The organism is Streptococcus mitis SK1080 (assembly GCF_000220085.1).
Taxonomy (GTDB): Bacteria; Bacillota; Bacilli; order Lactobacillales; family Streptococcaceae; genus Streptococcus; species Streptococcus mitis_K.
Genome location: NZ_AFQV01000023.1, coordinates 296009 through 318811, shown reverse-complemented (window position 1 = coordinate 318811; position 22803 = coordinate 296009). Strand labels below are relative to the sequence as shown.

Genomic DNA, 22803 nt, shown 5'->3' with positions numbered 1-22803 from the left:
TTTTTTCTTTTGGTTTTGTCTTCAGTTGAGTTGTTGCTGTAACTAATTTACTATGCGCTTGTGTTAATTCACTTTCTGTTGTCGCATTACTTAAAACTGATCTTGCTTCTTCTAAAGTTGTCTTTAATTGGTTTACACTTTCTTCTGTTTTAGAAGCATATTTCCCGTTAGTAAATTTCCCATCAATTTCTTCTATTAGTTTTGATAAAGCTAATTTTCTCTCATTTGAATCTAAAATAGTTGAAACAACCGGCTCTAACTCTTGAGGATTTTGTGAACTCCCTACCAGATTTCCCTCTGGTTTATTCTCAACATTTGGAGCAGAAACTGAAGTATTAGCTTCTTTAGTAGACACTCCAGTAGTAGATGAGTTGCTCGGTATAAGAGGATTAGGAGTTTGTTTATTATCATTCACACTCACTACATTTTGACTTTGTTCAGCTGCTCGTACATCTTCAACTGAACTAACTGCAAAAAAGACTGACCCTAATAAGACAGAGGCAGCACCAATTGAAAATTTGCGAATCGAGAAACGCTGGCGCTCATTAAATTTAAATTGTTTCATTGTTACCTTTCTTTCTATCCTGTTCTAAATAGCTCAAGACTATATAGTGAATCTACACTTGTTTACTTCTTTAAAAAGCAGGAAAATGGACCTCCTATTATCTTTCTAGGAATAAGAAGTCTCATATTTTTATAGTTTTCCAATCTATTATATCAAATTTACTATATTTTTTGCAAACTGCTTTCCTCCTACAAATAAATAAATTATATATATATATATATATATGCACAAACCTTATACTATAAGGTTTGTAGCTCTTTTTTTAAAATTTAACATATTGTCGGATATTTTTAGAATTTTTACATTTTGATGACAATTGGTAGATGCTCCATTTAAGCAATCTCGCTTAAACCTATTCTTTATCTTTTCTTAGTGATAAACTTTATCTGACTTTCATATATGAGATAAATGAAAGACTATATTGCAAAAAAATGGTACAATGTAGTATGTACTTGGAGCTATTAAACTACACGGTAAAGTAGTTGCAAGACACAATCTACTCACTATTTAAAAAATATAAGGGAATTAACCCTTGATATGAAAGGAATTTTAGAAATCTTATGATGAACATGCAAAACATGATGCGCCAAGCACAAAAACTTCAAAAACAAATGGAACAAAGCCAAGCAGAACTTGCTGCTATGCAATTTGTTGGCAAATCTGCTCAAGACCTTGTTCAAGCGACCTTGGCTGGAGATAAGAAAGTTATCAGCATTGACTTCAATCCAGCTGTTGTTGACCCAGAAGACCTTGAAACTCTTTCTGATATGACCGTTCAGGCCATCAACTCTGCTCTTGAACAAATCGATGAAACTACCAAGAAAAAATTGGGTGCTTTCGCTGGAAAATTACCATTCTAAGCATAAGAAAAACAAGCATTCCAGAGAATACTTGCCTATCGTAGGAGGAACAATTGTTCCTCTTTTTGCTTACTAAAAATTAAAGAATTCCATAGCCTGTTTGAAAAGCAATTCAGTATACTCTGGGTCTTCTTGGGCAATGGTAACCTGCTCTTGAATCATTTCCAAGTCATCTGTTATCATGCCATCTGCTCCTAACTGAACAGATTTATCAAAGGACTCTGAACTATTGATGGTCCAAACGTACAATTTCTGATCCGTATTCCAAAGCTTGTTGACAAAATTTTCATCTAAAGTTGAATACTCCATGGTATAACCTGTAGCCTTGGTTCTTGGAAAAATACTATTATAAGGTAGGATGAAATAGACTGGAATTTGTGAGTCATAGGCCAACACCTGGTCAATCACATGGTAGTCCAAGGATTGCATTTGGTGACCATTCTGCTTAAGAACAGTTCCATATTTTTCCATAAAACGTTTCATCATATCTGGGCTATCTTTTCGACTGGTTTTAATTTCAATGAGGAGTTTTTGATGCAATTCATTGGCTTTATTGAGATAGTCATCAAAACTAGATACCTTGCTATGATAGCCATTTTCTGAAATATCGAGTTTGGTTAATTCTTCCAAGGTTAAATCCTGAGGATTGGCATTAACTCCTGTCAGATTCTTGATATTGGCATCATGCATCATGACAAACTGCCCATCTTTTGTTTCCTGAACATCTGTCTCAACGAAATCTGGAGATAACTGAGCGGTTTTTTCTAGTGATTGGACAGTATTTTGAACACCATTTTTATCTGAAACACCGCGATGAGAGATAACTAAAGGTTTATGTGCAACTGGAGCTTCCAAATAGACATACCCCTCAAGAGCGAAAAAGATGCCGGCACAGCCCATCACTCCCCATCTCATCCAGTGGTCTTTCTTTCTCCTTGGAGTGATTTCTAGTTCCTCCCCTGTCAAAAAGGAAACAAACTTAATGAGAAAGTAAGTCAAGGCCATATAGTGGAAATTCTTAATCAAGACAAAGTTGATAATTCCCAGCACAAGAGATTCCTTATGGGTCATACCATCCATCAGTGCCTGACTTGCTAAGATTGGAATCAAGAGAAGAATGAAAAATAGATAGGTTTTGACGATAATCCAAAGCAAGTTCCAAGTATAAAACCAGGAGTGCTTTCTTGTCTTCTCTAGACTGTATCTGACTGCCTCTTTGACTGTCTTCTTCTCAAATAAAAGCTGAGGTAGGGCAAACATGAAACGAACTGAAATGTAAAATAGAAGTAAAGCCAGAATAGTAACCACTATACCTACTAGCCAATACTTGTCTTCCACATAATCAACGATAAAGTCCGGAATGACAATTTTATTTAGGTAGTAAATCTTTAAAATCTTTCGAATCAATGGAAAGAGCATCATGACATAAAAGAAAATAAAGGCCATTTTTGAAATCGTCACTTGCTTCATAAACAAGAAACTTTGACGAAAGACCTTGCGACTGTACTCCAGCAGAGTTCTCCTTTCATGATAGAGGAGATGGCGAGCTCCGATAAAGAGAAGTCCTATCTGGTAATAGGCGACCAATAAATTAACAATCACCAGAATAAATAAAGCAAGACTAACAAAGGGAGAACCCTTTATAATGGCAAAAATATTGTTGTAGGAAAGAAAGAGATAGCCTGTCTGACGGAGTAAAAGTCCAGCAATCCAAGAATTAAGTGGTAACCAGACAAACTCAATCATCATAAATATCAAGAAAAAGAGAAAGAGAATTTTATCTAGATTAAAGTATATCTGCTTAAAATCTAGATTTTTAGGTTTTTCAGGTTTCATAGGCACTCCTAGTCAAATAATTGAGACAAGTCCAAGCCTCCAAAAGGATTGTTTGATAGGCTACTTTCTGTTTCTAACAATTCTCTAGCTTGATCTGACTCTAGGAAGGACTCGTAAACACGCGCCGTCATACGAGCATCCTCTAAGCTATTATGAGACTGACCTTGAAATCCAAGAAATGAGGCAACAGTTTGCAATTTAAGATTGGCAATACCATGTAAATCCGAGCTCCGACGTTCAAAAGCTTCATCATACAAATCCACCTTATACTGCTGGCTGTAGTCTAAACCATGATCCGCTAAAATAGGTAGATCACTTTTAGCAGCATTGTAGCCTACCATGGGTAAAGAACCCACAAACTCTTGGAATTCTTTTATGACTTCCTCCACTGGAGGAGCATCTTTTAAGGTCTCAGCTGTAATCCCTGTCAAACCATTGATAAAACTCTTTAGAGGCACACTAGTATGGACATAAGAGTCATAGGAATCGATTTCCCGACCATCTCTAAAACGCACTGCCGATACTTGAATCAAGTGTGTTTGCCCTTCGTGCTGATTAAATTCTAAGTCAAAAGCAATGTAATCTTCTAATCGTTCCATTTTCTACCTCTCCTATACTGTTATTTTATACTTTCAAACCGCGTCAGCTTCGCCTTGCCGTAGATATATGTAACTGACTTCGTCAGTCTTATCTACAACCTCAAAGCAGTGCTTTGAGCAGCCTGCGACTAGCTTCCTAGTTTGCTCTTTGATTTTCATTGAGTATTAATTGAGCAACTATACTATTTAGAAATAAAAGAAGCCATCAGGTTAGCATTTAACCTAAACAGCTCCTTGATTATCCTCCAAATAAACGAGCAAAAAAGCCTTTCTTAGTGGATTGGACTTCTTCTTTTGCTTGGTCCAGCTCTAGCTTAAGATTTTCTTGATCCTTCATAGCTTGAAGGGTCAACTGTTGTTGCTGATCGAGTTGTTTGTCTTTCTCAGCAATCTGACGGTCTTTGATACGCATCTGCTCGTCTTTTTCTGATAACTGACGATCCTTGGCTTTTAATTGTTCATAGAGACGAAGAATTTCTGCATTCTTCTCATCAACCAGAATCTCCATCAGTTCACGTTGCTTGACATCTTCACTGACAGGCTCATCTTCAAAAATCGTTTTTTTATAGATTTCTTCTAGCTTAATCAAGCCACTTCTGGTAACGACTGTTACCCCTTTGTCATTTTTATCTGTGTCTTCTTCTGGTAATTCTTTGACACGGTTATTGATTGCTTGGCGAGATAATCCTAAGACCTCTGCAATCTCACTGACGGTCATTTCAATACTCATAATATCCTCTGAAACGTTTTCTAGCTTTTCTTTACTTAAATCTTATCATAAGCTAGAAAAACTGTCAAATTTCCGCTTAATCTAAAGCCTTCAAAAAGGCTAATAAGACTTGGGCAGAGCGACGTCCAGCTTCGATAATAAACTCATCAAAAGAGATGTTTGCTTCATGGTTGGCATTGTCACTCATAGCTCGGATGACTAAAACTGGAAGATTAAGGGCATGCGCTGCTTGAGCAATAGCTGCCCCCTCCATCTCCACAGCTAAAACATCTGGGAAATGGGACTTAATCGCTTCTATCTTGTCATTTCCTGCAACAAAACTATCTCCTGTAGCAATCAAACCAAGATGCCATTTTTGGTCCAATTGAGATAAACTCTCTTGGATTTTGGCAACAAAGGTTTTATCTGATTCGAAATAAAGCGGTTGTTGCGCCATTTGTCCATAAGCATAGCCAAAAGCTGTAACATCCACATCATGATAGGCTAATTTGTCAGCAATCACGACATCCCCAACAGCAATACCTTCTGCTACTGCCCCAGCTGATCCCGTATTAATCACTGCATCCACTTGGAAATGATCAGCCAAAATCGCCACACTCATAGCAGACATGACCTTACCAATTCCACTTTCTACAAGAACGACTTCATGAGAGGCAAGGTTTCCTGTATGATAGGTATTCCCCAAAACAACTTGCTCCTGGGCATTGTCTAAATGCTGGACCAGATACGCCAGTTCTTCTGGCATAGCCGCAATAATTCCTATTTTCATTTCAATTCCTTTTCTATTACAAAAGTTTCATTGCTAAGACAAGCAAAATCAAGAGAAAGATGACTGCAAATAAGATTTTATTCAATTTAGAATTGAAGACATTTCTCTTGGTATTTTCAATGCGACGGCTTTTATGAATAGACGGTTCGACCTGAATCTTCAAGGTTTCCTGGCTAAAACCATGCCCCTTAGGGTTGGCATAGCCAAAACGGGAAGAAGAGGTTGGTAAAATCTTGGTTTCCTCGTCATCAAGTAAAGGAGGACCTGAAATTTTTTCGCCTCTATTAGCTCTTTCAATCATTTCATCCGTTAATAAAGATTTACCCACACTGACCTCCTCTATTTTTTGTGCAATTCCCAATACTGTACAGCCATAATTGTCTTGGCATCACAGATATGACCTGATTGGATCAATTCCTTGGCTTCTTCTAAGCTCACTTCAAGGACTTCCAAGGTCTCATCCTCATCCTGCGGACGCGGATTTTCCACTTTCGTCAAATCGCTTGCTAGGTATAATTTTAACTTTTCATTACAAAATCCAATGGCTGAGTAAAAGTCATACAAAAGTTCTAACTTCCCTGTATAGGCTGTTTCTTCCTCTAATTCACGAAGAGCAGCTGCTACAGGGTCTGTATTTTCTCCTACTTCTAATTTTCCGGCTGGAATTTCGTAAGAGACAGCCTCGATGGCCTTGCGGTACTGCTTGACCAAGATGAGTTTTTGCTCATCTGTTACTGCTAAAACACAGACAGCTCCATTGTGGAAAATCAAATCCCGTTGGGCAGTTCCCTTGCCTTCTGGTAATTCAACCTGATCTTGGACCAGTTTAAATATTGGTCCTTGATAGATTTCTTTTCGGCTAAGCGTTTTTTCTTCAAATTCCATGACAGGCTCCTACTGATTATTAGGATGATGAGGGAGGCGAGTCGCATATTCGTCTTTATTGACCTGACGACCGCGACCAATAGCAATCGCATCCGCTGGCACGTCTTTGGTAATAGTTGAACCAGCACCAACGAGGGAATTGTCACCAAGTTCTACTGGGGCAATAATGGTTGAATTTGAACCAACAAAGACATTGTTACCGATGACTGTCTTGTATTTGTTTTTGCCGTCATAGTTGACTGTAATGGTTCCAGCACCGAAATTAACCTTGCTACCCACTTCACAGTTTCCGATATAAGTCAAATGACCAGCCTTAGTATTCTCGCCGATAGAAGACCCTTTCACCTCAACAAAGTTACCAATATGTGCTTGGCTAGCGATACTTGAACCTGGACGAATGTGGGCGTAAGGACCGACTGTTACACCGTCTGCAACACTACTTTCCTCAATCATAGAATTGGTAATAATCGCTCTTGCTCCGATAGTGCTATCCACTACATACGTTCCATTTGTCAAAACAGTCTCAGCACCAATTTTCGTTTGACCTTTCAAGGTAACATTGGCTTCGATTTGAACTTCAGGCGCAATCTCAACATCAATATCAATATAAGTTGCTTCTGGGTTGACAAAGCTAACCCCATTGACCATATGTTGGTGATTGATGCGACGACGCATAACCGACTCAGCTGTCGCAAGAGCCACACGATCATTTACCCCAAGACTTTCATCAAAATCTTTCAAAGTATAAGCGCCAACTTTTTCACCAGCTTCACGGAAAATGCCAATGACATCTGTGATATAGTATTCTCCTTGAGCATTATTGGTATTGATATTTTTCAAAGCCTCAAACAAACGCTCGTTGTCAAAGACATATGTTCCAGTGTTGATTTCCTTGATTTGTTTTTCAAAATCTGTGGCATCCTTTTGCTCAACAATGCGAAGAACCTCAGCATTGTCATTACGAACAATTCGTCCATAGCCAAAAGGATTATCCGTCTCAGCAGTCAAGATAGTAGCCACATTTTTATGATTGATGTGGAAATCAATCAAGTTTTTCAAGCTTTCACCTGTGATTAAAGGAGTATCCCCTGCAATGACCAAGGTGTGACCTGACAAACCTTCTAGGATAGGCTCTGTCATCATAACTGCATGACCAGTCCCTAACTGTTCAGATTGAGTCACAAATTCTGTCTGTCCAGCCAAGACCTCTTCAACCAATTCCGCCTTGTGTCCGACAACTGTGACTGTCTTTTCAGGTTGGATAGCTCCCACACTACGGAAAACATGTTCCAACATAGAAATACCCGCAACCTTGTGCAAAACTTTTGGCAAATCAGATTTCATGCGAGTCCCTTTACCCGCTGCTAAAATAATGGCATAATTTGACATAATCTTCTCTTTTCTCTAGAAATTCCCTTTTATTATACCATATTTCAAATCATTCCGCGCCCTTGAATGAAAAAATGCTCCAAAGTCCTTTCCTTAACCCATTTTTTTTGATTTTTTTTCATTTTTAGGGTAAAATTATGAGATATGAGAAAACAAATTCATCCACTTATTTTATTTAGTTTTTTTGGGATTATAATTTTCATTTTAATCATCAATCGCCCACTTAATGACAACCAATCGTTTAAAACAAAATCCAATATAGCACAGATTGAAGCACAGGCTTTGAAACACTTAGACAAACCGATTATTGACCTCTCTGGCTGGCAGCGTCCTGAGGAAATCAACTACGACGCCCTCTCACAAAATATTTCAGGCGCTATTGTTCGTGTTCACAGTGGTGCTCAAACGACAAAAGAAAATGATGCTTCCTTTATCAATGGAATAGACAAGGCCTATAAGAGTCATATCACTGAACTTCAAAAGCGGAATGTCCCAGTTGCTGTCTACGCTTATGTAGCTGGAAAAAGTGTCCAAGAAATGGAAAAAGCCGCTGAGGTTTTCTACAATGCAGCCTCTCCTTACAGCCCTAGTTACTACTGGCTAGACGTAGAAGACAAAACCATGTCCAATATGAACGAGGGTGTTGAAGCCTTTCGAGCAAAACTAGCATCACTAGGTGCTAAAAACATCGGAATCTACGTTGGGGTCTATTTCATGGAAGAACATAGTATTGATACAGGCAAGTTTACCTCTGTTTGGATTCCGTCCTACGGCTCTAACTCAGGATTTTTGGAGAGCAGTCCTAAAACTGACTTAGATTATGATATTCACCAATACACATCTAAAGGAAAAATTGCCGGCTTTGACCACGATTTGGATATCAACGTTATCTCTCCCTTAAAAAACAAAGAAGAAACCTTTAGAAAAATCTTTTTAAAACCTTAAAAGCATTTGTTTATCATTTGCTTTTTCTTTTTGTGTTTGATTGTGATACAATATAGTAAGGATTTTTTGAAATAGAAATAGTTGGAGGAACTATATGCTCTCATGGTTAGCGCGCATTATTAAAGGGATTGTGATTGCTCTTGGATTTATCTTACCGGGAATTTCCGGAGGAGTTCTAGCAGCAATCTTAGGCATTTACGAACGGATGATTAGCTTTCTGGCTCATCCTTTTAAAGACTTTAAAGAAAATGTTTTGTACTTTATTCCAGTTGCAATCGGTATACTTCTGGGAATCGGCTTATTTTCCTACCCGATTGAATACCTGCTTGAAAATTACCAGGTCTTTGTCTTATGGAGCTTTGCGGGTGCCATCATTGGTACAGTTCCTAGCCTCCTCAAAGAATCGACTCGAGAATCTGACCGAGACAAGATTGATTTAGCTTGGTTCTGGACAACCTTTATCATTTCTGGACTAGGACTCTATGCCTTAAATTTTGTCGTTGGAACCTTAAGTGCTAGCTTTCTTAATTTGGTCCTAGCAGGTGCACTGCTGGCTCTTGGCGTATTGGTTCCTGGCCTCAGTCCATCAAATCTACTTTTGATTTTGGGACTCTATGCTCCTATGTTGACTGGTTTTAAAACCTTTGACCTCTTGGGAACCTTCTTCCCGATTGGAATCGGAGCAGGCGCAACTCTCATCGTTTTTTCAAAATTGATGGATTATGCCTTAAACAACTACCACTCACGCGTCTATCATTTCATCATCGGTATCGTCCTATCAAGCACCCTTTTGATCTTGATTCCAAATGCAGGAAACGCTGAAAGCATCCAATATACCGGTATTTCACTTGTTGGTTATGTCATCATCGCCTTCTTCTTTGCGCTGGGAATCTGGCTTGGTATTTGGATGAGCCAATTGGAGGATAAGTATAAATAATGGCAAAAAAAGTAAAAATCAAAAAAACATTGGTGGAACAAATCCTGTCGAAAGCAGGCATCCCACATCAGGGAATTCAAATCAATGCCCTGGAAGGAGAGCTGCCTCAAGGTTATGAACGAGATCAGATTTTCAAAACCTTGGCGCTTTTGGGAGATAAAACAGGACCGATTATCGGAATTGTGCCCATCACTCAACACTTGTCTGAAAAGAAACTAGCCAAAATTTCTGGCAATAAAAAAGTGAGCATGATTCCACAAAAGGACTTGGAAAAGACAACAGGTTATATTCATGGAGCCAATAATCCTGTCGGAATTCGTCAGAAACACAATTATCCCATTTTTATCGATAAAATCGCCCTAGACTTGAATCAAATGATTGTATCCGCTGGTGAAGTTGGTCACAGCATTATCGTCGCGCCACAAGACTTGGCTAGCTTTGTAAAGGCCGACTTTGCAGATATCTTGGAGGACAGCAAGTAATGAAACTCTACTTTGTCCGCCACGGTCGTACAGTCTGGAACCAAGAAGGACGCTTTCAAGGTGCTAGTGGAGATTCTCCCCTTCTTCCTGAATCCATTGACATTCTCAAAAAACTTGGCCAATATCTCAAGGAAATTCCTTTTAATCAGATTTATTCAAGTGATTTACCTCGAGCGGTCAGATCTGCCGAGATTATCCAAAGTCAACTCCATACGCCCTGTCCTTTAGAAAGTGTCCCTAATCTCCGCGAATGGCAGCTGGGGAAGTTGGAAGGTTTGAAAATTGCAACCTTGGAAGCTATTTACCCACAACAAATCAAAGCTTTCCGATCTAATCTTGCTCAATTTGACACTCAAATGTTTGGAGCTGAATCCCTCTATAGTACAACTCAACGGACCATCCAATTTATCAAATCACTCAAAGACAGTCCAGCTGAGCATATTCTAATTGTCGGACACGGCGCCAATCTTACTGCCAGTCTTCGTACTCTTCTAGGATATAAAGAACCACTTCTTCGTAAAGATGGCGGTCTAGCCAATGCCAGCCTAACCATTCTAGAAACCCATGATTTTGAAACATTCACTCTCGATACTTGGAATGATACTTCCTATCAATAACAGAACTTGATTTTATACTCAATGAAAATCAAAGAGCAAACTAGGAAACTAGCCGCAGGCTGCTCAAAGCACAGCTTTGAGGTTGTAGATGAAACTGACGAAGTCAGCTCAAAACACTGTTTTGAGGTTGTGGATAGAACTGACGAAGTCAGGAACATGCATACGGCAAGGCGACGTTGACGTGATCTGAATTTAATTTTCGAAGAGTATTAGCGTCAGGTTCTTTTTAGTTTTTAAAGATTATTCGTGAATTTCTTGCTTATTTATGATAAAATGGGAGTATCGCAAAAAATGACTCATCGTATTCAATTTTGAGTAAAACTAGGAGGATCCCATGTCTACAGAACATATGGAAGAACTAAATGACCAGCAGATCGTTCGCCGTGAAAAAATGGCTGCGCTCCGTGAACAAGGAATCGATCCTTTCGGAAAACGCTTTGAACGCACTGCAAATTCCCAAGAATTAAAAGATAAATATGCTGACCTCGATAAAGAACAATTACACGATAAAAACGAAACAGCTACTATCGCAGGACGCTTGGTAACCAAACGTGGTAAAGGTAAAGTAGGTTTTGCCCACCTTCAAGACCGCGAAGGGCAGATCCAAATCTACGTTCGCAAGGATGCTGTCGGTGAAGAAAACTACGAAATCTTCAAAAAAGCAGACCTTGGTGACTTCCTTGGTGTCGAAGGCGAAGTGATGCGTACAGATATGGGAGAACTCTCTATCAAGGCTACTCACATCACACACTTGTCTAAGGCTCTTCGTCCTCTACCAGAGAAATTCCATGGTTTGACAGACGTTGAAACCATTTACCGTAAACGTTACCTTGACTTGATTTCTAACCGTGAAAGCTTTGAGCGTTTTGTCACTCGTTCAAAAATCATTTCTGAAATCCGTCGTTACCTTGACCAAAAAGGTTTCCTTGAAGTGGAAACACCTGTTCTTCACAACGAAGCTGGTGGTGCTGCTGCCCGTCCATTTATCACCCACCACAATGCCCAAAACATTGACATGGTCCTTCGTATCGCAACTGAGCTTCACTTAAAACGCCTTATCGTTGGTGGTATGGAGCGTGTCTATGAGATTGGCCGTATCTTCCGTAACGAAGGAATGGATGCTACACATAACCCTGAGTTCACTTCTATCGAAGTTTACCAAGCTTATGCAGACTTCCAAGATATCATGGACTTGACGGAAGGCATTATCCAACACGCTGCTAAATCAGTTAAGGGTGATGGTCCAGTTAACTATCAAGGTACTGAAATCAAGATCAATGAACCATTTAAACGTGTTCACATGGTGGATGCTATCAAAGAAATTACTGGTGTAGATTTCTGGCAAGATATGACTTTGGAAGAAGCTAAAGCTATCGCTGCTGAGAAGAAAGTGCCAGTTGAGAAACACTACACTGAAGTTGGTCACATTATCAATGCCTTCTTTGAAGAGTTTGTTGAAGAAACCTTGATCCAACCAACCTTTGTCTATGGACATCCAGTAGCTGTATCTCCACTTGCTAAGAAGAATCCTGAAGACGAACGCTTTACTGACCGTTTCGAGCTCTTCATCATGACTAAGGAGTACGGTAATGCCTTTACTGAGCTCAACGATCCAATCGATCAACTTAGCCGTTTTGAAGCCCAAGCTAAAGCTAAAGAACTTGGTGACGATGAAGCGACAGGTATCGACTACGACTACATTGAGGCTCTTGAATACGGTATGCCTCCAACAGGTGGTTTGGGAATCGGTATCGACCGTCTCTGCATGCTTCTCACTGATACAACTACTATCCGTGACGTATTGCTCTTCCCAACAATGAAATAAATTCTTATCCTCTGGTTCTTGCCAGAGGATTTTTTGATGCAAAAAAAGACTGAGTAAAAACTCAATCTCTACTTTTCACTTCTTTGGTTGCTACATCTTCTCCAAACCATTTTTGGCTGATTTCCTGGAACTTTCCTTCTTGGTATAGTTCAATAAAGGCTTGGTTTAAAGCTTGTAGTAATCTTTTGTCAGCTGGTCTAACTCCGACTGCAAAGGATTCACTTTCAAATCCAGCCGAAAAGACATTGTAGTCATTTAATACCCCCTCAGACTGGAGATAGTAATTAGCATACACTCGGTCAATCAACAAGGCATCAATCCGGTCATTTTTCAAATCAATCAAGGCCTCATTAAAACTCTGGTACTGATTGGCCTTCTGATCTTTGACACGATTTTTCAGTAAATCTGGCTGGGCTTCAAAGTCTAAATAACCAGAGGAACCGGCTTGGGCTCCCAAAGTCTTATCCTTCATATCCTCTACTGAATGAATTTGCTGGCTTTTCTTCGCAACCAGAACTTGCTGATTTTCCATATATGGAATGCTAAAGGCAACCTTCTCTCGGCGTTCATCAGTGGCAGAATAGCCATTCCAGATGGCATCTATGGTTCCATTTTGCAGTTCCGTTTCCTTCATATCCCAGTCGATTGGCTGAAATTGAATCTTAAAACCTAATTTTTCAGAAACTGCTTGTGCTAAGTCAATATCAAAGCCCGTATATTGGCCATTCTTTTCTTCAAATCCCATGGGTACAAAGGTATTGTCAAAACCAATGGTTATACTGCCTTGCTCTTGATACTTATTCCAGTTATCCTGCTTTGGATCGCTAGCCTTCTGGGTACAAGCTGTTAAAAAGAGAGTCAGGAGCGAAACCAATACCAAAGCAATTTTCTTATTAGTCATTGGCACCTCCTACTTAGGCTCAACCTTGAGAATCTGATCTGCGATATTTTCAGCAAACTGCAAATCGTGGGTTACCACAATCTGGGTCATCCCAAGTTCCCTATTTTGCAAGATTAGTTTTTCCACTTCCAAGCGCAATTCTGGATCTAGGGCAGAAGTTGGTTCATCGTAGCCAATGATTTCTGGGTCAATCATCATAGCACGCGCCAAAGCCACTCGCTGCTTTTGCCCACCAGATAGTGAGAAAGGATAGGCATCTGCGTGTCCTCCTAGTCCTAACTGTTCCAAGAGTCCACTCGCCTTCTTCTCAGCCTCTTCCTGCTTCATTCCCATGGTCTTCACAGGCGATAAGGTCAAATTGTCCAGAACTGATAAATGAGGGAACAGTTGAAAATCTTGGAAGACAAATCCCAGTAGATTCCGCTTCTGCAATTCATCCAGCTCTAAAGGTTGTCCATTATAAAAGATTTGCCCAGAATCAATGGTTTCAAGACCCGCAAGCATACGTAAGAGAGTTGTCTTACCGCCACCAGAAGGTCCAACGATTGCCAGGATTTGCTTTTCAGGAATACTTAGACTGAAATTAGACAGGATTTGTTTGTCTCCAAATTTCTTATTGATATTTCGTAATTCTAACATGGCAACCTCCTATCTATAATAACTATACTTCTTCTCAACTTTTTTGGAAATAATTGTCACAATCCCAATTAAAATCAAGTAAATGGCTCCTGCCAAGAACATAGGAACCAGACTAGCATCGCGGTTAGCAGCTGTTCGACTAGCCAAGATAAGGTCTGAAATTCCGAGAGCATAGACCAAAGAAGTATCCTTGACCAAACTCATAACTTCATTAAAGACACTAGGGAGAACAATCTTGGTTACCTGAGGCAAGATAATATAGCGAACTGTGTCAAAAGGACTAAACTTCAAGACCTTTGCAGCCTCATATTGTCCTTTAGGAATGGTATCAATTCCGCCACGGAAGATTTCAGCAAAGTAAGCTGCATAGTTGAGAACAAAGGCAATGATAGCTGCAGGAAGGCGATCCAGACGAATTCCAATACTTGGGAGCACATAATAAATAAATATCAATTGCAAGAGTAAGGGGGTTCCTCGCATAACCCAGATGTAAATGTTAATCAGATAATGGAGGGGCTTCCAATGGACTTGCAAGGCAAAGGCAATCAAAACGCCCAAAGGAATCGAAAATAGCAAGACCAGTGCAAAGACCTGTACAGTCGTGCTCGCACCATTCAGTAAACTCGGTAATATCTCAAATAAATAAGACATACTGCACCTCCTAAAAATAATTGCTCCTATTATAGCATAAATAAACTAAATAACCAACTATTTTTGTAAAAAAATTCTATCATATACAAATAAAAACCGTAGCTATCAAAAGAGATAAACTACAGTTCTATATGTTTAAACATTCTTACAATCTCTCAAACAGTTCTTGCATTTGCACATCATCTGGAACCAGTTTTAAGTAAGCGTGAGCATGGACTTTTGCTTCCTCAAAGTAGCCCAATTCACGTAAGAGATAGATATAGTGTTCCAGAAACTCTGGATTGTCTTTTAAATCTCCTGCCAACTCTTGGTAAAGCTCATAGGCAGTATCCAAATCATCTATTTCTTGATAGGAACGAGCAATCATCCATTTGGTCAAGAGATTTTCTGGCTCCTCACTTTGCAAGTCTAGAATATCCTCATAACGCTCCTGCTCCAGATAAATAGTTGCTAGACGGAGTAAGATTTCTTCCGTATCCTCAGCATCTTCTTTAGCAGTAAGGAGGTAATTTTCTGCACCACTAGCATCATGCAATTCATAAGAAAATTGTGAAGCAGCCAGCAAAAGGCGAGTTTCAAAGGGATTTTTCTCCAAGCCTTGCTTAGCGATACGCAGAGCATCTTGAACTTGATGTTCTTTATGTAAGGCCTGACTATACCCATACTCATATCCTTCAAAGTCAGGAGAAATAGTATCAAGCTGCTTAAAGTAGAGGACAGCTTTTTGATATTCTTCTTGATCAAAGTAAAGACTGGCCAACTCAAAAGCTGTTAAATCATCATATTCTAACTCCAGAGCTTTTTCTAAAAACTCTGTAGCTGTTTCAAATTTCCCTAACTGAGCATAGGCAAAGCCAATCCGTTGATAGGTAGAAATGCCCGTTTGCTCATAAATCGAGCGATTATCTAACTGGGCATAGCCTTGAATGGCCTCTTGGTAATTTTCCAACTCACTATCCAACTCTGCCAAGCCCAATATCAAGAGAGGATCTTCTGAGTAAGTCAAGGCCTCTAACAATTTCTCACGCGCCACATCTGTCAAACCTTCCAGCTGATAAAGGTCCGCCTTCAGAGCCAAAGCCGAAACATACCAGTCACTGTCAGGTTGGATTTCCTCTAGGTAAACAAAAGCTTCTTCGATTTGACCATCCTCGCTAGCAATGGCTGCTAGATTAAGATGAACCTCTGGAAAATCCTCTACAATTTTCAGATAAATTTCCTTGGCCTGAGGATAAAAACCAATTCCTTCTAGATAGGTGGCTAACTCATAAAGAAGGTCACTTGAATCATTTTCTAAAGCTTCGGCGAAATAATACTCAGCCTTAGTTAAATCTTGCTCCTCCAAAGCCTGTAACATCTGTTGACTATTGTTCACTCTTGACTTCCTCGCCCTCTAATTCATATAGACCACTGACTACCTTATACCATTCAAAAATCGCTGAAATGACAACTTTAGCAGAGGCATAAACCGGAATACCGAGTAAAACTCCCCAGATACCAAACATGGATCCTGAAGTTAACAAAACAAAGAGAACATTAATAGGATGGATGTTTAATTGACTTCCCAAAATCAATGGAGAGACAAAACGGCCTTCAATAGTTTGTTCTACGATAAAGACAATCACTACTTTCAAAAGCATGACTGGTCCAGCAATCAAGCCCAATACTAGGGCAGGAAGCATGGCTAGGAAGCTACCAAGATAAGGAACCAGATTTAAAATACCAGCAGTAACACCCAGCGTAACCGCATAGCGTAGACCAATAATCTTGAAGAAGATGATAAACATTACTGCTACAATAATAGCTACTGTCACTTGCCCTCGAACATAGTTGGACAACTGTTGATTCACATCTGATAAAACTTGTCCTACAGGTTCTTTCAATTTTCTTGGCATAAATTGGGTCAAATAGTTACGCAAGCCTTTCCCATCACGCAAGAGATAAAAGAGCATAAAAGGAACGATAATCAAGGCAACAATCACTTGAGAAGCCCCGCTAATAAAGGCGCTCACCCAGTTGACTGCCTGAGATGAAACCTTACTTGCCCAAACTGTAGCCTGGCTAGAGAAGTTTGTCAAAACCTGCTCTAACTGAGGTCTGAAATCATCTGGCAGGTGCTGGGCTACCAATCCATTAACAATCCTATCTATATCTTCTAAGTAAACAGGAACGTTTCTTGCAAATGTCAAAACCTGACGTTGCAGATTTGGAATGGCGACTGCCAAGCCCCAAATGATAAAGAGAGCTATGATGACAAAGACAATGCTGATGGCTATGACGCGATTGACTTTGTGTTTTTCCATCCAATCAACAATAGGATTCAACAAATAATATAACAAACCAGACAGAATGACTGGCAACATCACAACTGCTAAAAAGTCTAAAACAGGTGAAAATAGAAAACTAATCTTACTTAAAATAAAAAGATTCAGTCCCAATAATAAGGTTACTAAAAATACCGTAATTGCCTTGTTATCTAAAAACCACTTAAAAAACCAAGATAGGCTAAAATGTTTCTCTTTTTGCTCCATAAATAATTCCTTTCTGTCGTCCTTTCATTATACCATTTTTAGACCAAAATAACTCTTTTTTAAAGTGCTTACATCTAATTGGATGTCTTTATTTAGCTTGTTTTTGTGATATAATAGTCTTATCTTTATTATAGAGGTAAAGTTATGAAAGAAACTGTTTATTTTGGAACTTACACACGTCGTACTTCCCAAGGGATATACAAGGCAGACTTTGATACAGAAACTGGTCAGCTTTCAAATCTAGAACTTTTTGCAGCTGAGCCAAGTCCAACCTACCTTGCCTTTGACCAACACCAACATTTATACACTGTTGGTAGTCAGGATGACATGGGGGGAATTGCAGCCTATCAAACTGACGGGACTTTGTTAAATCATGTTGTTGAGGAGGGAGCCCCCCACTGTTATGTTGCTGTTGATGAAAAGCGTGATTTGGTCTATGCAGCCAACTACCATAAAGGACAGGTCCTTGTTTATAAACGTCAGGAAGATGGTAGTCTTCTACTTAGTGATGTGGATCAACACAGTGGCCAAGGTCCACACGAAGATCAAGCTTCTCCCCACGTTCACTTTACAGATTTAACACCTGACCACTATCTAGTGACCTGCGACTTGGGAACGGACCAAGTCATCACCTATGACCTTGACCAAGAAGGGAAATTATCTAAGCTCTATACCTATCACAGCCAGCCTGGAGCAGGCTCACGCCATATCATTTTCCATAACCACTATAAAATCGCTTATCTGATTTGTGAACTCAATAGTACTATCGAGGTTCTAATCTACGATGGCGTTGGCGAATTTGAACGTATGCAAATTATTTCAACTCTACCAGACGGTTATGAAGGCTTTAATGGAACCGCTGCTATTCGTCTCTCTAAAGACGGTAAATACCTCTACGCTTCTAACCGTGGCCATGATTCTATCGCAGTATATACCATCCTTGCGGACGGTAGCTTAGAATTATTAGAAATCGTTCCAACACATGGTAAGACTCCGCGGGATTTTGATTTGACACCAGACCAAAAATTTCTCATTGCTGTCCACCAAGACTCTGACAATGCAACTGTCTTTAAACGTAATTGTGACAATGGTCGTCTAGCAGAACTCTCCAACGACTTCCATGTTCCCGAAGCAGTCTGCATCCGTTTTGCTCCTTAAGAAAACATAAAAAATGAACTTGGATTTTCAAGTTCATTTTTTTCTTATAGTCTATTTCCGACATTAATACGGTTAATGGCACGTTGCAGTGCAATCTTCGCACGACGTTCTTGGTCAATCAAGTGTTTGTCTTGTGCTTCTTCAATTGCACGTTCTGCACGAAGTTTGGCACGTTCTGCACGACTGATATCGATATCACGAGCACGTTCTGCAGAATCCGCAACGATTGTGATGGTATTATTGGCAATTTCAATAACGCCTCCGTTTACTGCAATCCAGTTCACGTGATCTTCATCATCAATACGTTTTACCTTTACTTCATCAACTGCTAAAACCGCAATCATATTTTCATGTCGTGGCAAGATCCCCATCTCACCATCCAGAGTTCGAACCGATACATAGCTGGCATGGTGATCATAGACGAGACCATCTGGTGTCACGATCTGGACAGTTAACTGAGCCATAGATCACCTCTTAAAATCCCATTTTTTCAGCTTTTGCAATCACATCTTCGATAGAACCTACGCCACGGAAGGCATCTTCTGGCAAGTGGTCGTATTTACCATCAAGGATTTCCTTAAAACCACGTACAGTTTCAGCAACTGGAACATAAGAACCTGGCTGACCAGTAAATTGTTCCGCAACGTTAAAGTTTTGTGACAAGAAGAACTGGATACGACGGGCACGAGCAACCAAGGTCTTTTCTTCATCAGAAAGTTCATCCATACCAAGGATAGCAATGATATCTTGCAATTCATGGTAGCGTTGAAGAACGCGTTTTACTTCTGCAGCAACTGCATAGTGCTCTTCTCCAACGATTTCAGGTGCCAAGGCACGTGAACTTGAAGCGAGTGGGTCAACGGCAGGGTAGATACCCAATTGTACCAACTTACGTTCCAAGTTTGTTGTTGAATCCAAGTGAGCAAAAGCTGTTGCTGGCGCTGGGTCAGTATAGTCATCCGCTGGCACATAGATAGCCTGGATAGAGGTTACAGAACCCTTCTTAGTTGATGTGATACGTTCTTGCAATTGACCCATTTCCGTAGCAAGTGTTGGTTGGTAACCAACGGCTGATGGCATACGACCCAAAAGGGCAGATACCTCTGAACCAGCCTGAGTGAAACGGAAGATATTATCGATAAAGAGAAGCACGTCTTGGCCTTCCACATCACGGAAGTATTCAGCGATTGTCAAACCAGTAAGGGCAACACGCATACGTGCTCCTGGCGGCTCATTCATCTGACCAAATACCATGGCTGTTTTCTCGATAACGCCTGATTCTTTCATTTCCCAGTAAAGGTCGTTCCCCTCACGAGTACGTTCCCCAACACCAGTAAATACTGAAATACCACCGTGTTCTTGGGCAATGTTGTGAATCAATTCTTGGATTAAGACGGTTTTACCAACTCCGGCACCACCGAAGAGTCCAACTTTACCACCTTTAAGGTAAGGGGCAAGAAGGTCGATAACCTTAATCCCTGTTTCAAGGATTTCAGAAGAGGTAGACAATTCATCAAAAGTTGGAGCTTTCTTATGAATTGGCTGACGCTCTGCGTCTTCTGTAAAAGGAGCTTCCAAGTCAATAGTATCTCCCAAAACATTGAAGACACGTCCCAAAGTTTCTTTACCTACTGGTACAGAGATTGGACGACCTGTGTCCAATACTTCCATTCCACGAGTCAAACCATCTGTTGATTCCATGGCGATAGTACGAACCATACCATCTCCCAACTCTAAGGCTACTTCAAGGACGATTTTTGTTTTTCTTTCGTCATTTTTGTAGACGACAAGTGCATTGTTAATCTCAGGAAGTTTTTCCCCTGCTGCAAACAAGACGTCTACAACGGGACCGATAACCTGAGCAATTTTACCTGAACTCATCTCCTTCTCCTATTCTATATAAGATACTGTCGGTTCCTAGCTCAACTAGGTCCTAATACTCTTCGCAAATCAAATTCAAACCACGTCAGCGTCGCCTTACCGTACTCAAGTACAGCCTGCGGCTAGCTTCCTAGTTTGCTCTTTGATTTTCATTGAGTATAAGTTCATTTTCATACGAGCTGGACTAGTGCTTATTCTAAGGCACTAGCTCCTGCTACGATTTCTGTAATTTCTTGTGTAATCGCCGCCTGTCTGGCACGGTTATACTGAATTGTCAAATCATTGATGACTTTCTTAGCATTATCAGTCGCTGTTTGCATGGCTGTCATACCGGCAGCATTTTCAGCTGTCTTGGCATCGATAATAGCACCGTAAATCATACTTTCTGCAAACTGAGGCAACAACTGCTCCAAAATTTCTTCTCGGCTGGTTTCCAATTCAAAAGTCAAGCTGTAGTCTTCATCCGCTTCATTGGGATCCAAGTCAACAATCGGAAGCATTTGTTCCACACGCATTTGACTGGTTAGCGTATTGACATGGTGGTTGTAGCAAACATAAAGCTCATCAAAGAGTTCATTTTGGTACATTTCAACAGTTTTTGAAATGATCTTACGAACTTGATCAAAGCTAGGTTGGTCTGCCAAGCCACGTAGTTCATAAAGTGGTTGAATACCACGAGCTTTAAAGAAATCAGCTCCCATTCCACCGATACAGATCATTTCAAAACCTGTACCGTCTGGGTGGTATTCTTCCTTCAACTCCATAACAGCTTTCAGAATAGAAGAATTATAACCTCCAACCAAACCGCGATCTGAAGTGATGACGATATAGCCTGTCTTCTTCACAGGACGGCTAATCAACATGGGATTAGTTGAACCACCAGCTCCATTACCATGAAGAATATCTGTCAAAAGTTTGCGAACCTTCTGAGCATAAACTTGGAAGTTACGAGCTGCTTCTTCAGAGCGACCTAGCTTAGCAGCCGATACCATTTGCATGGCATTAGTGATTTGACTCGTATTTTTTGTTGAGGCGATTTTTGTTTTAATATCATTTAGAGATACTGCCATCTGACACCTCTATTCTTATTGGAAGCTGGTTTGATTGAGAAACTCTGTAATCGCAGCATCCAAGACTGCTTCTTCTGGCAAGTCTTTTGTATCACGAATGGTTTCCAAAATCTCTGGATGTTGAGCGTCAAAGAAGGCATGGAACTCTTCCTCGAAACGAACAATATCATCTACTGGAACAGTATCCAAGAAACCATGTGTCAAAGCATAAAGAATGGTTACTTGTTTCTCAACAGGTAATGGTTTGTGAACAGGTTGTTTCAAGACCTCAACTGTACGACGACCGCGGTTCAACTTAGCCTGTGTTGCCGCATCCAAGTCAGAACCAAATTTAGTGAAGGCTTCCAACTCACGGTATGAAGCAAGGTCGATACGAAGTGTACCAGCAACCTTCTTCATGGCTTTGATTTGTGCAGAACCACCTACACGAGATACAGATGAACCCGCATCAATGGCTGGACGAATACCCGCATTGAAAAGACCATCACCAAGGAAGATTTGTCCATCAGTGATAGAAATCACGTTGGTTGCGATATAGGCTGAGATATCTCCTGCTTGTGTCTCGATAAATGGTAGGGCTGTAATTGAACCACCACCAAGCTCATCAGAAACTTTAGCTGAGCGCTCAAGCAAACGGCTGTGAAGATAGAAAACATCCCCTGGGAAGGCTTCACGACCTGGAGGACGACGAAGCAAGAGAGACAGTTCACGATAGGCTACCGCTTGTTTTGATAGATCATCGTATACAATCAAAACATGCTTCCCTTGGTACATAAATTCTTCCGCCATGGCAACCCCAGCATAAGGAGCTAGGAAGAGCAATGGAGATGGTTGTGAAGCAGAAGCTGTCACAACGATTGTGTAGTCCAAGGCACCGTACTGACGAAGTGTTTCTACTTGAGTACGAACTGTTGATTCTTTTTGTCCAATCGCTACGTAGATACAGATCATATCTTGACCTTTTTGGTTCAGGATTGTATCAATCGCAATGGTTGTTTTCCCTGTCTGACGGTCACCGATAATCAACTCACGTTGACCACGACCAATCGGTACAAGGGCGTCAATAGCTTTCAAACCAGTTTGCAATGGTTCTGATACAGACTTACGTTGCATAACACCAGGAGCTGGCGCTTCTACTGGACGAGTTTTATCGGTGTGGATTTCTCCAAGACCGTCAACTGGACGACCGAGTGGGTCCACAACACGACCAATCAGACTTTCACCTACAGGGACTTCCATGATTTTACCTGTACGGCGGATTGTATCGCCTTCACGGATATCTGTAAAGTCACCTAGGATGATAATACCGACGTCTGTTGACTCCAAGTTTTGAGCCATACCATAAGAGCCGTTTTCAAAAATCAACAACTCTCCACTCATGGCATTTTCAAGACCGTGAGCACGCGCGATACCGTCCCCGATATAGGTTACAACACCTGTTTCAGTCACATCAAAATTGGGTTTGAAATTTTCAATTTGTTGCTTAATTAAAGCGCTGATTTCTTGTGCGTTAATTGCCAAAAGAACACCACT

General features: G+C 40.4%; 24 protein-coding genes. 7 read left to right on the top strand and 17 right to left on the bottom strand.

Annotated elements, in window-relative coordinates; genetic code table 11:
• Positions 1-565: YSIRK-type signal peptide-containing protein (locus HMPREF9957_RS12845; protein ID WP_000808573.1), on the bottom strand; the 565-nt coding region annotated here is incomplete at its 3' end.
• Between the two features lie 560 nt (positions 566-1125).
• Here HMPREF9957_RS12845 and HMPREF9957_RS10790 point away from each other — a divergent pair.
• Positions 1126-1425 (top strand): YbaB/EbfC family nucleoid-associated protein, encoded by a 300-nt coding sequence (locus tag HMPREF9957_RS10790; protein WP_000981521.1) that lies wholly within the window; start codon positions 1126-1128, stop codon positions 1423-1425.
• A gap of 72 nt (positions 1426-1497) precedes the next feature.
• Here the strand turns inward: HMPREF9957_RS10790 and HMPREF9957_RS10785 are convergent, their stop codons facing one another.
• From HMPREF9957_RS10785 to glmU, 7 genes are all read right to left on the bottom strand, one after another.
• Positions 1498-3261, bottom strand: a complete 1764-nt coding sequence (locus tag HMPREF9957_RS10785) for a glycerophosphoryl diester phosphodiesterase membrane domain-containing protein (RefSeq protein WP_000801735.1) — start codon at positions 3259-3261, stop codon at positions 1498-1500.
• 8 nt (positions 3262-3269) lie between these two features.
• The gene (locus HMPREF9957_RS10780) at positions 3270-3860 is read right to left on the bottom strand and encodes a 3'-5' exonuclease (RefSeq protein WP_000440262.1); all 591 of its coding nucleotides are present in this window, start codon (positions 3858-3860) and stop codon (positions 3270-3272) included.
• A 238-nt stretch (positions 3861-4098) separates the two neighbouring features.
• Entirely contained in the window at positions 4099-4590 is a 492-nt protein-coding gene (gene rocS, locus HMPREF9957_RS10775) for a chromosome segregation protein RocS (protein ID WP_000021242.1), read from the bottom strand.
• Positions 4591-4666: 76 nt separating this feature from the next.
• Positions 4667-5359, bottom strand: coding sequence for a 5'-methylthioadenosine/adenosylhomocysteine nucleosidase (locus tag HMPREF9957_RS10770; protein ID WP_000689768.1), 693 nt, complete (start codon positions 5357-5359; stop codon positions 4667-4669).
• A gap of 16 nt (positions 5360-5375) precedes the next feature.
• Positions 5376-5687 (bottom strand): cell wall synthase accessory phosphoprotein MacP, encoded by a 312-nt coding sequence (gene macP / locus HMPREF9957_RS10765; RefSeq protein ID WP_000520407.1) that lies wholly within the window; start codon positions 5685-5687, stop codon positions 5376-5378.
• An 11-nt stretch (positions 5688-5698) separates the two neighbouring features.
• Complete coding sequence (locus HMPREF9957_RS10760) at positions 5699-6244, bottom strand: NUDIX hydrolase (RefSeq protein WP_000393816.1); 546 nt, start codon at positions 6242-6244, stop codon at positions 5699-5701.
• Positions 6245-6253: 9 nt separating this feature from the next.
• Positions 6254-7633: a bifunctional UDP-N-acetylglucosamine diphosphorylase/glucosamine-1-phosphate N-acetyltransferase GlmU gene (gene glmU / locus HMPREF9957_RS10755; protein WP_000073744.1), complete on the bottom strand. Its 1380-nt coding sequence runs from the start codon at positions 7631-7633 to the stop codon at positions 6254-6256.
• 144 nt (positions 7634-7777) lie between these two features.
• On the opposite strand from glmU, the gene HMPREF9957_RS10750 reads away from it, so the two are divergent.
• From HMPREF9957_RS10750 to lysS, 5 genes are all read left to right on the top strand, one after another.
• A complete protein-coding gene (locus HMPREF9957_RS10750; protein ID WP_001231220.1) occupies positions 7778-8578 on the top strand; it encodes a GH25 family lysozyme in 801 nt (266 codons plus the stop codon).
• A gap of 94 nt (positions 8579-8672) precedes the next feature.
• Positions 8673-9515 carry a DUF368 domain-containing protein gene (locus tag HMPREF9957_RS10745; protein WP_000954104.1) on the top strand — a complete coding sequence of 281 codons (843 nt, stop codon included), beginning with the start codon at positions 8673-8675 and terminating at the stop codon, positions 9513-9515.
• The gene (locus HMPREF9957_RS10740) at positions 9515-9997 is read left to right on the top strand and encodes an aminoacyl-tRNA deacylase (RefSeq protein ID WP_001085898.1); all 483 of its coding nucleotides are present in this window, start codon (positions 9515-9517) and stop codon (positions 9995-9997) included. The genes HMPREF9957_RS10745 and HMPREF9957_RS10740 overlap by 1 nt, the downstream gene beginning before the upstream one ends.
• Positions 9997-10614 (top strand): histidine phosphatase family protein, encoded by a 618-nt coding sequence (locus HMPREF9957_RS10735; RefSeq protein ID WP_000780827.1) that lies wholly within the window; start codon positions 9997-9999, stop codon positions 10612-10614. The genes HMPREF9957_RS10740 and HMPREF9957_RS10735 overlap by 1 nt, the downstream gene beginning before the upstream one ends.
• Positions 10615-10948: 334 nt before the next feature.
• On the top strand, positions 10949-12439 hold the full coding sequence (gene lysS / locus HMPREF9957_RS10730; protein ID WP_000102451.1) for a lysine--tRNA ligase: 1491 nt from the start codon (positions 10949-10951) through the stop codon (positions 12437-12439).
• A gap of 61 nt (positions 12440-12500) precedes the next feature.
• Here the strand turns inward: lysS and HMPREF9957_RS10725 are convergent, their stop codons facing one another.
• From HMPREF9957_RS10725 to HMPREF9957_RS10705, 5 genes are all read right to left on the bottom strand, one after another.
• Positions 12501-13340: an amino acid ABC transporter substrate-binding protein gene (locus tag HMPREF9957_RS10725; protein WP_000182490.1), complete on the bottom strand. Its 840-nt coding sequence runs from the start codon at positions 13338-13340 to the stop codon at positions 12501-12503.
• A gap of 9 nt (positions 13341-13349) precedes the next feature.
• Positions 13350-13979, bottom strand: coding sequence for an amino acid ABC transporter ATP-binding protein (locus HMPREF9957_RS10720; protein WP_000891760.1), 630 nt, complete (start codon positions 13977-13979; stop codon positions 13350-13352).
• A gap of 9 nt (positions 13980-13988) precedes the next feature.
• Entirely contained in the window at positions 13989-14630 is a 642-nt protein-coding gene (locus HMPREF9957_RS10715; protein ID WP_000120826.1) for an amino acid ABC transporter permease, read from the bottom strand.
• A 145-nt stretch (positions 14631-14775) separates the two neighbouring features.
• Positions 14776-16005, bottom strand: coding sequence for a tetratricopeptide repeat protein (locus HMPREF9957_RS10710; protein WP_001065967.1), 1230 nt, complete (start codon positions 16003-16005; stop codon positions 14776-14778).
• A complete protein-coding gene (locus tag HMPREF9957_RS10705) occupies positions 15995-17161 on the bottom strand; it encodes an AI-2E family transporter (RefSeq protein WP_000435448.1) in 1167 nt (388 codons plus the stop codon). The genes HMPREF9957_RS10710 and HMPREF9957_RS10705 overlap by 11 nt, the downstream gene beginning before the upstream one ends.
• Before the next feature lie 144 nt (positions 17162-17305).
• Here HMPREF9957_RS10705 and HMPREF9957_RS10700 point away from each other — a divergent pair, with 144 nt between their 5' ends.
• A complete protein-coding gene (locus HMPREF9957_RS10700) occupies positions 17306-18319 on the top strand; it encodes a lactonase family protein (RefSeq protein ID WP_000665629.1) in 1014 nt (337 codons plus the stop codon).
• A 44-nt stretch (positions 18320-18363) separates the two neighbouring features.
• Here HMPREF9957_RS10700 and HMPREF9957_RS10695 read toward each other — a convergent pair whose 3' ends face one another.
• The 4 genes from HMPREF9957_RS10695 to atpA all read right to left on the bottom strand — a co-directional run bounded on the left by HMPREF9957_RS10695 (position 18364) and on the right by atpA (position 22791).
• Positions 18364-18783, bottom strand: coding sequence for a F0F1 ATP synthase subunit epsilon (locus tag HMPREF9957_RS10695; RefSeq protein ID WP_000068042.1), 420 nt, complete (start codon positions 18781-18783; stop codon positions 18364-18366).
• Positions 18784-18793: 10 nt separating this feature from the next.
• Entirely contained in the window at positions 18794-20200 is a 1407-nt protein-coding gene (atpD, locus tag HMPREF9957_RS10690; protein WP_000094360.1) for a F0F1 ATP synthase subunit beta, read from the bottom strand.
• Between the two features lie 191 nt (positions 20201-20391).
• On the bottom strand, positions 20392-21270 hold the full coding sequence (locus HMPREF9957_RS10685) for a F0F1 ATP synthase subunit gamma (protein ID WP_000301222.1): 879 nt from the start codon (positions 21268-21270) through the stop codon (positions 20392-20394).
• Positions 21271-21285: 15 nt separating this feature from the next.
• Positions 21286-22791, bottom strand: coding sequence for a F0F1 ATP synthase subunit alpha (atpA, locus tag HMPREF9957_RS10680; RefSeq protein ID WP_000996629.1), 1506 nt, complete (start codon positions 22789-22791; stop codon positions 21286-21288).
• Between the last annotated feature and the right edge of the window lie 12 nt (positions 22792-22803).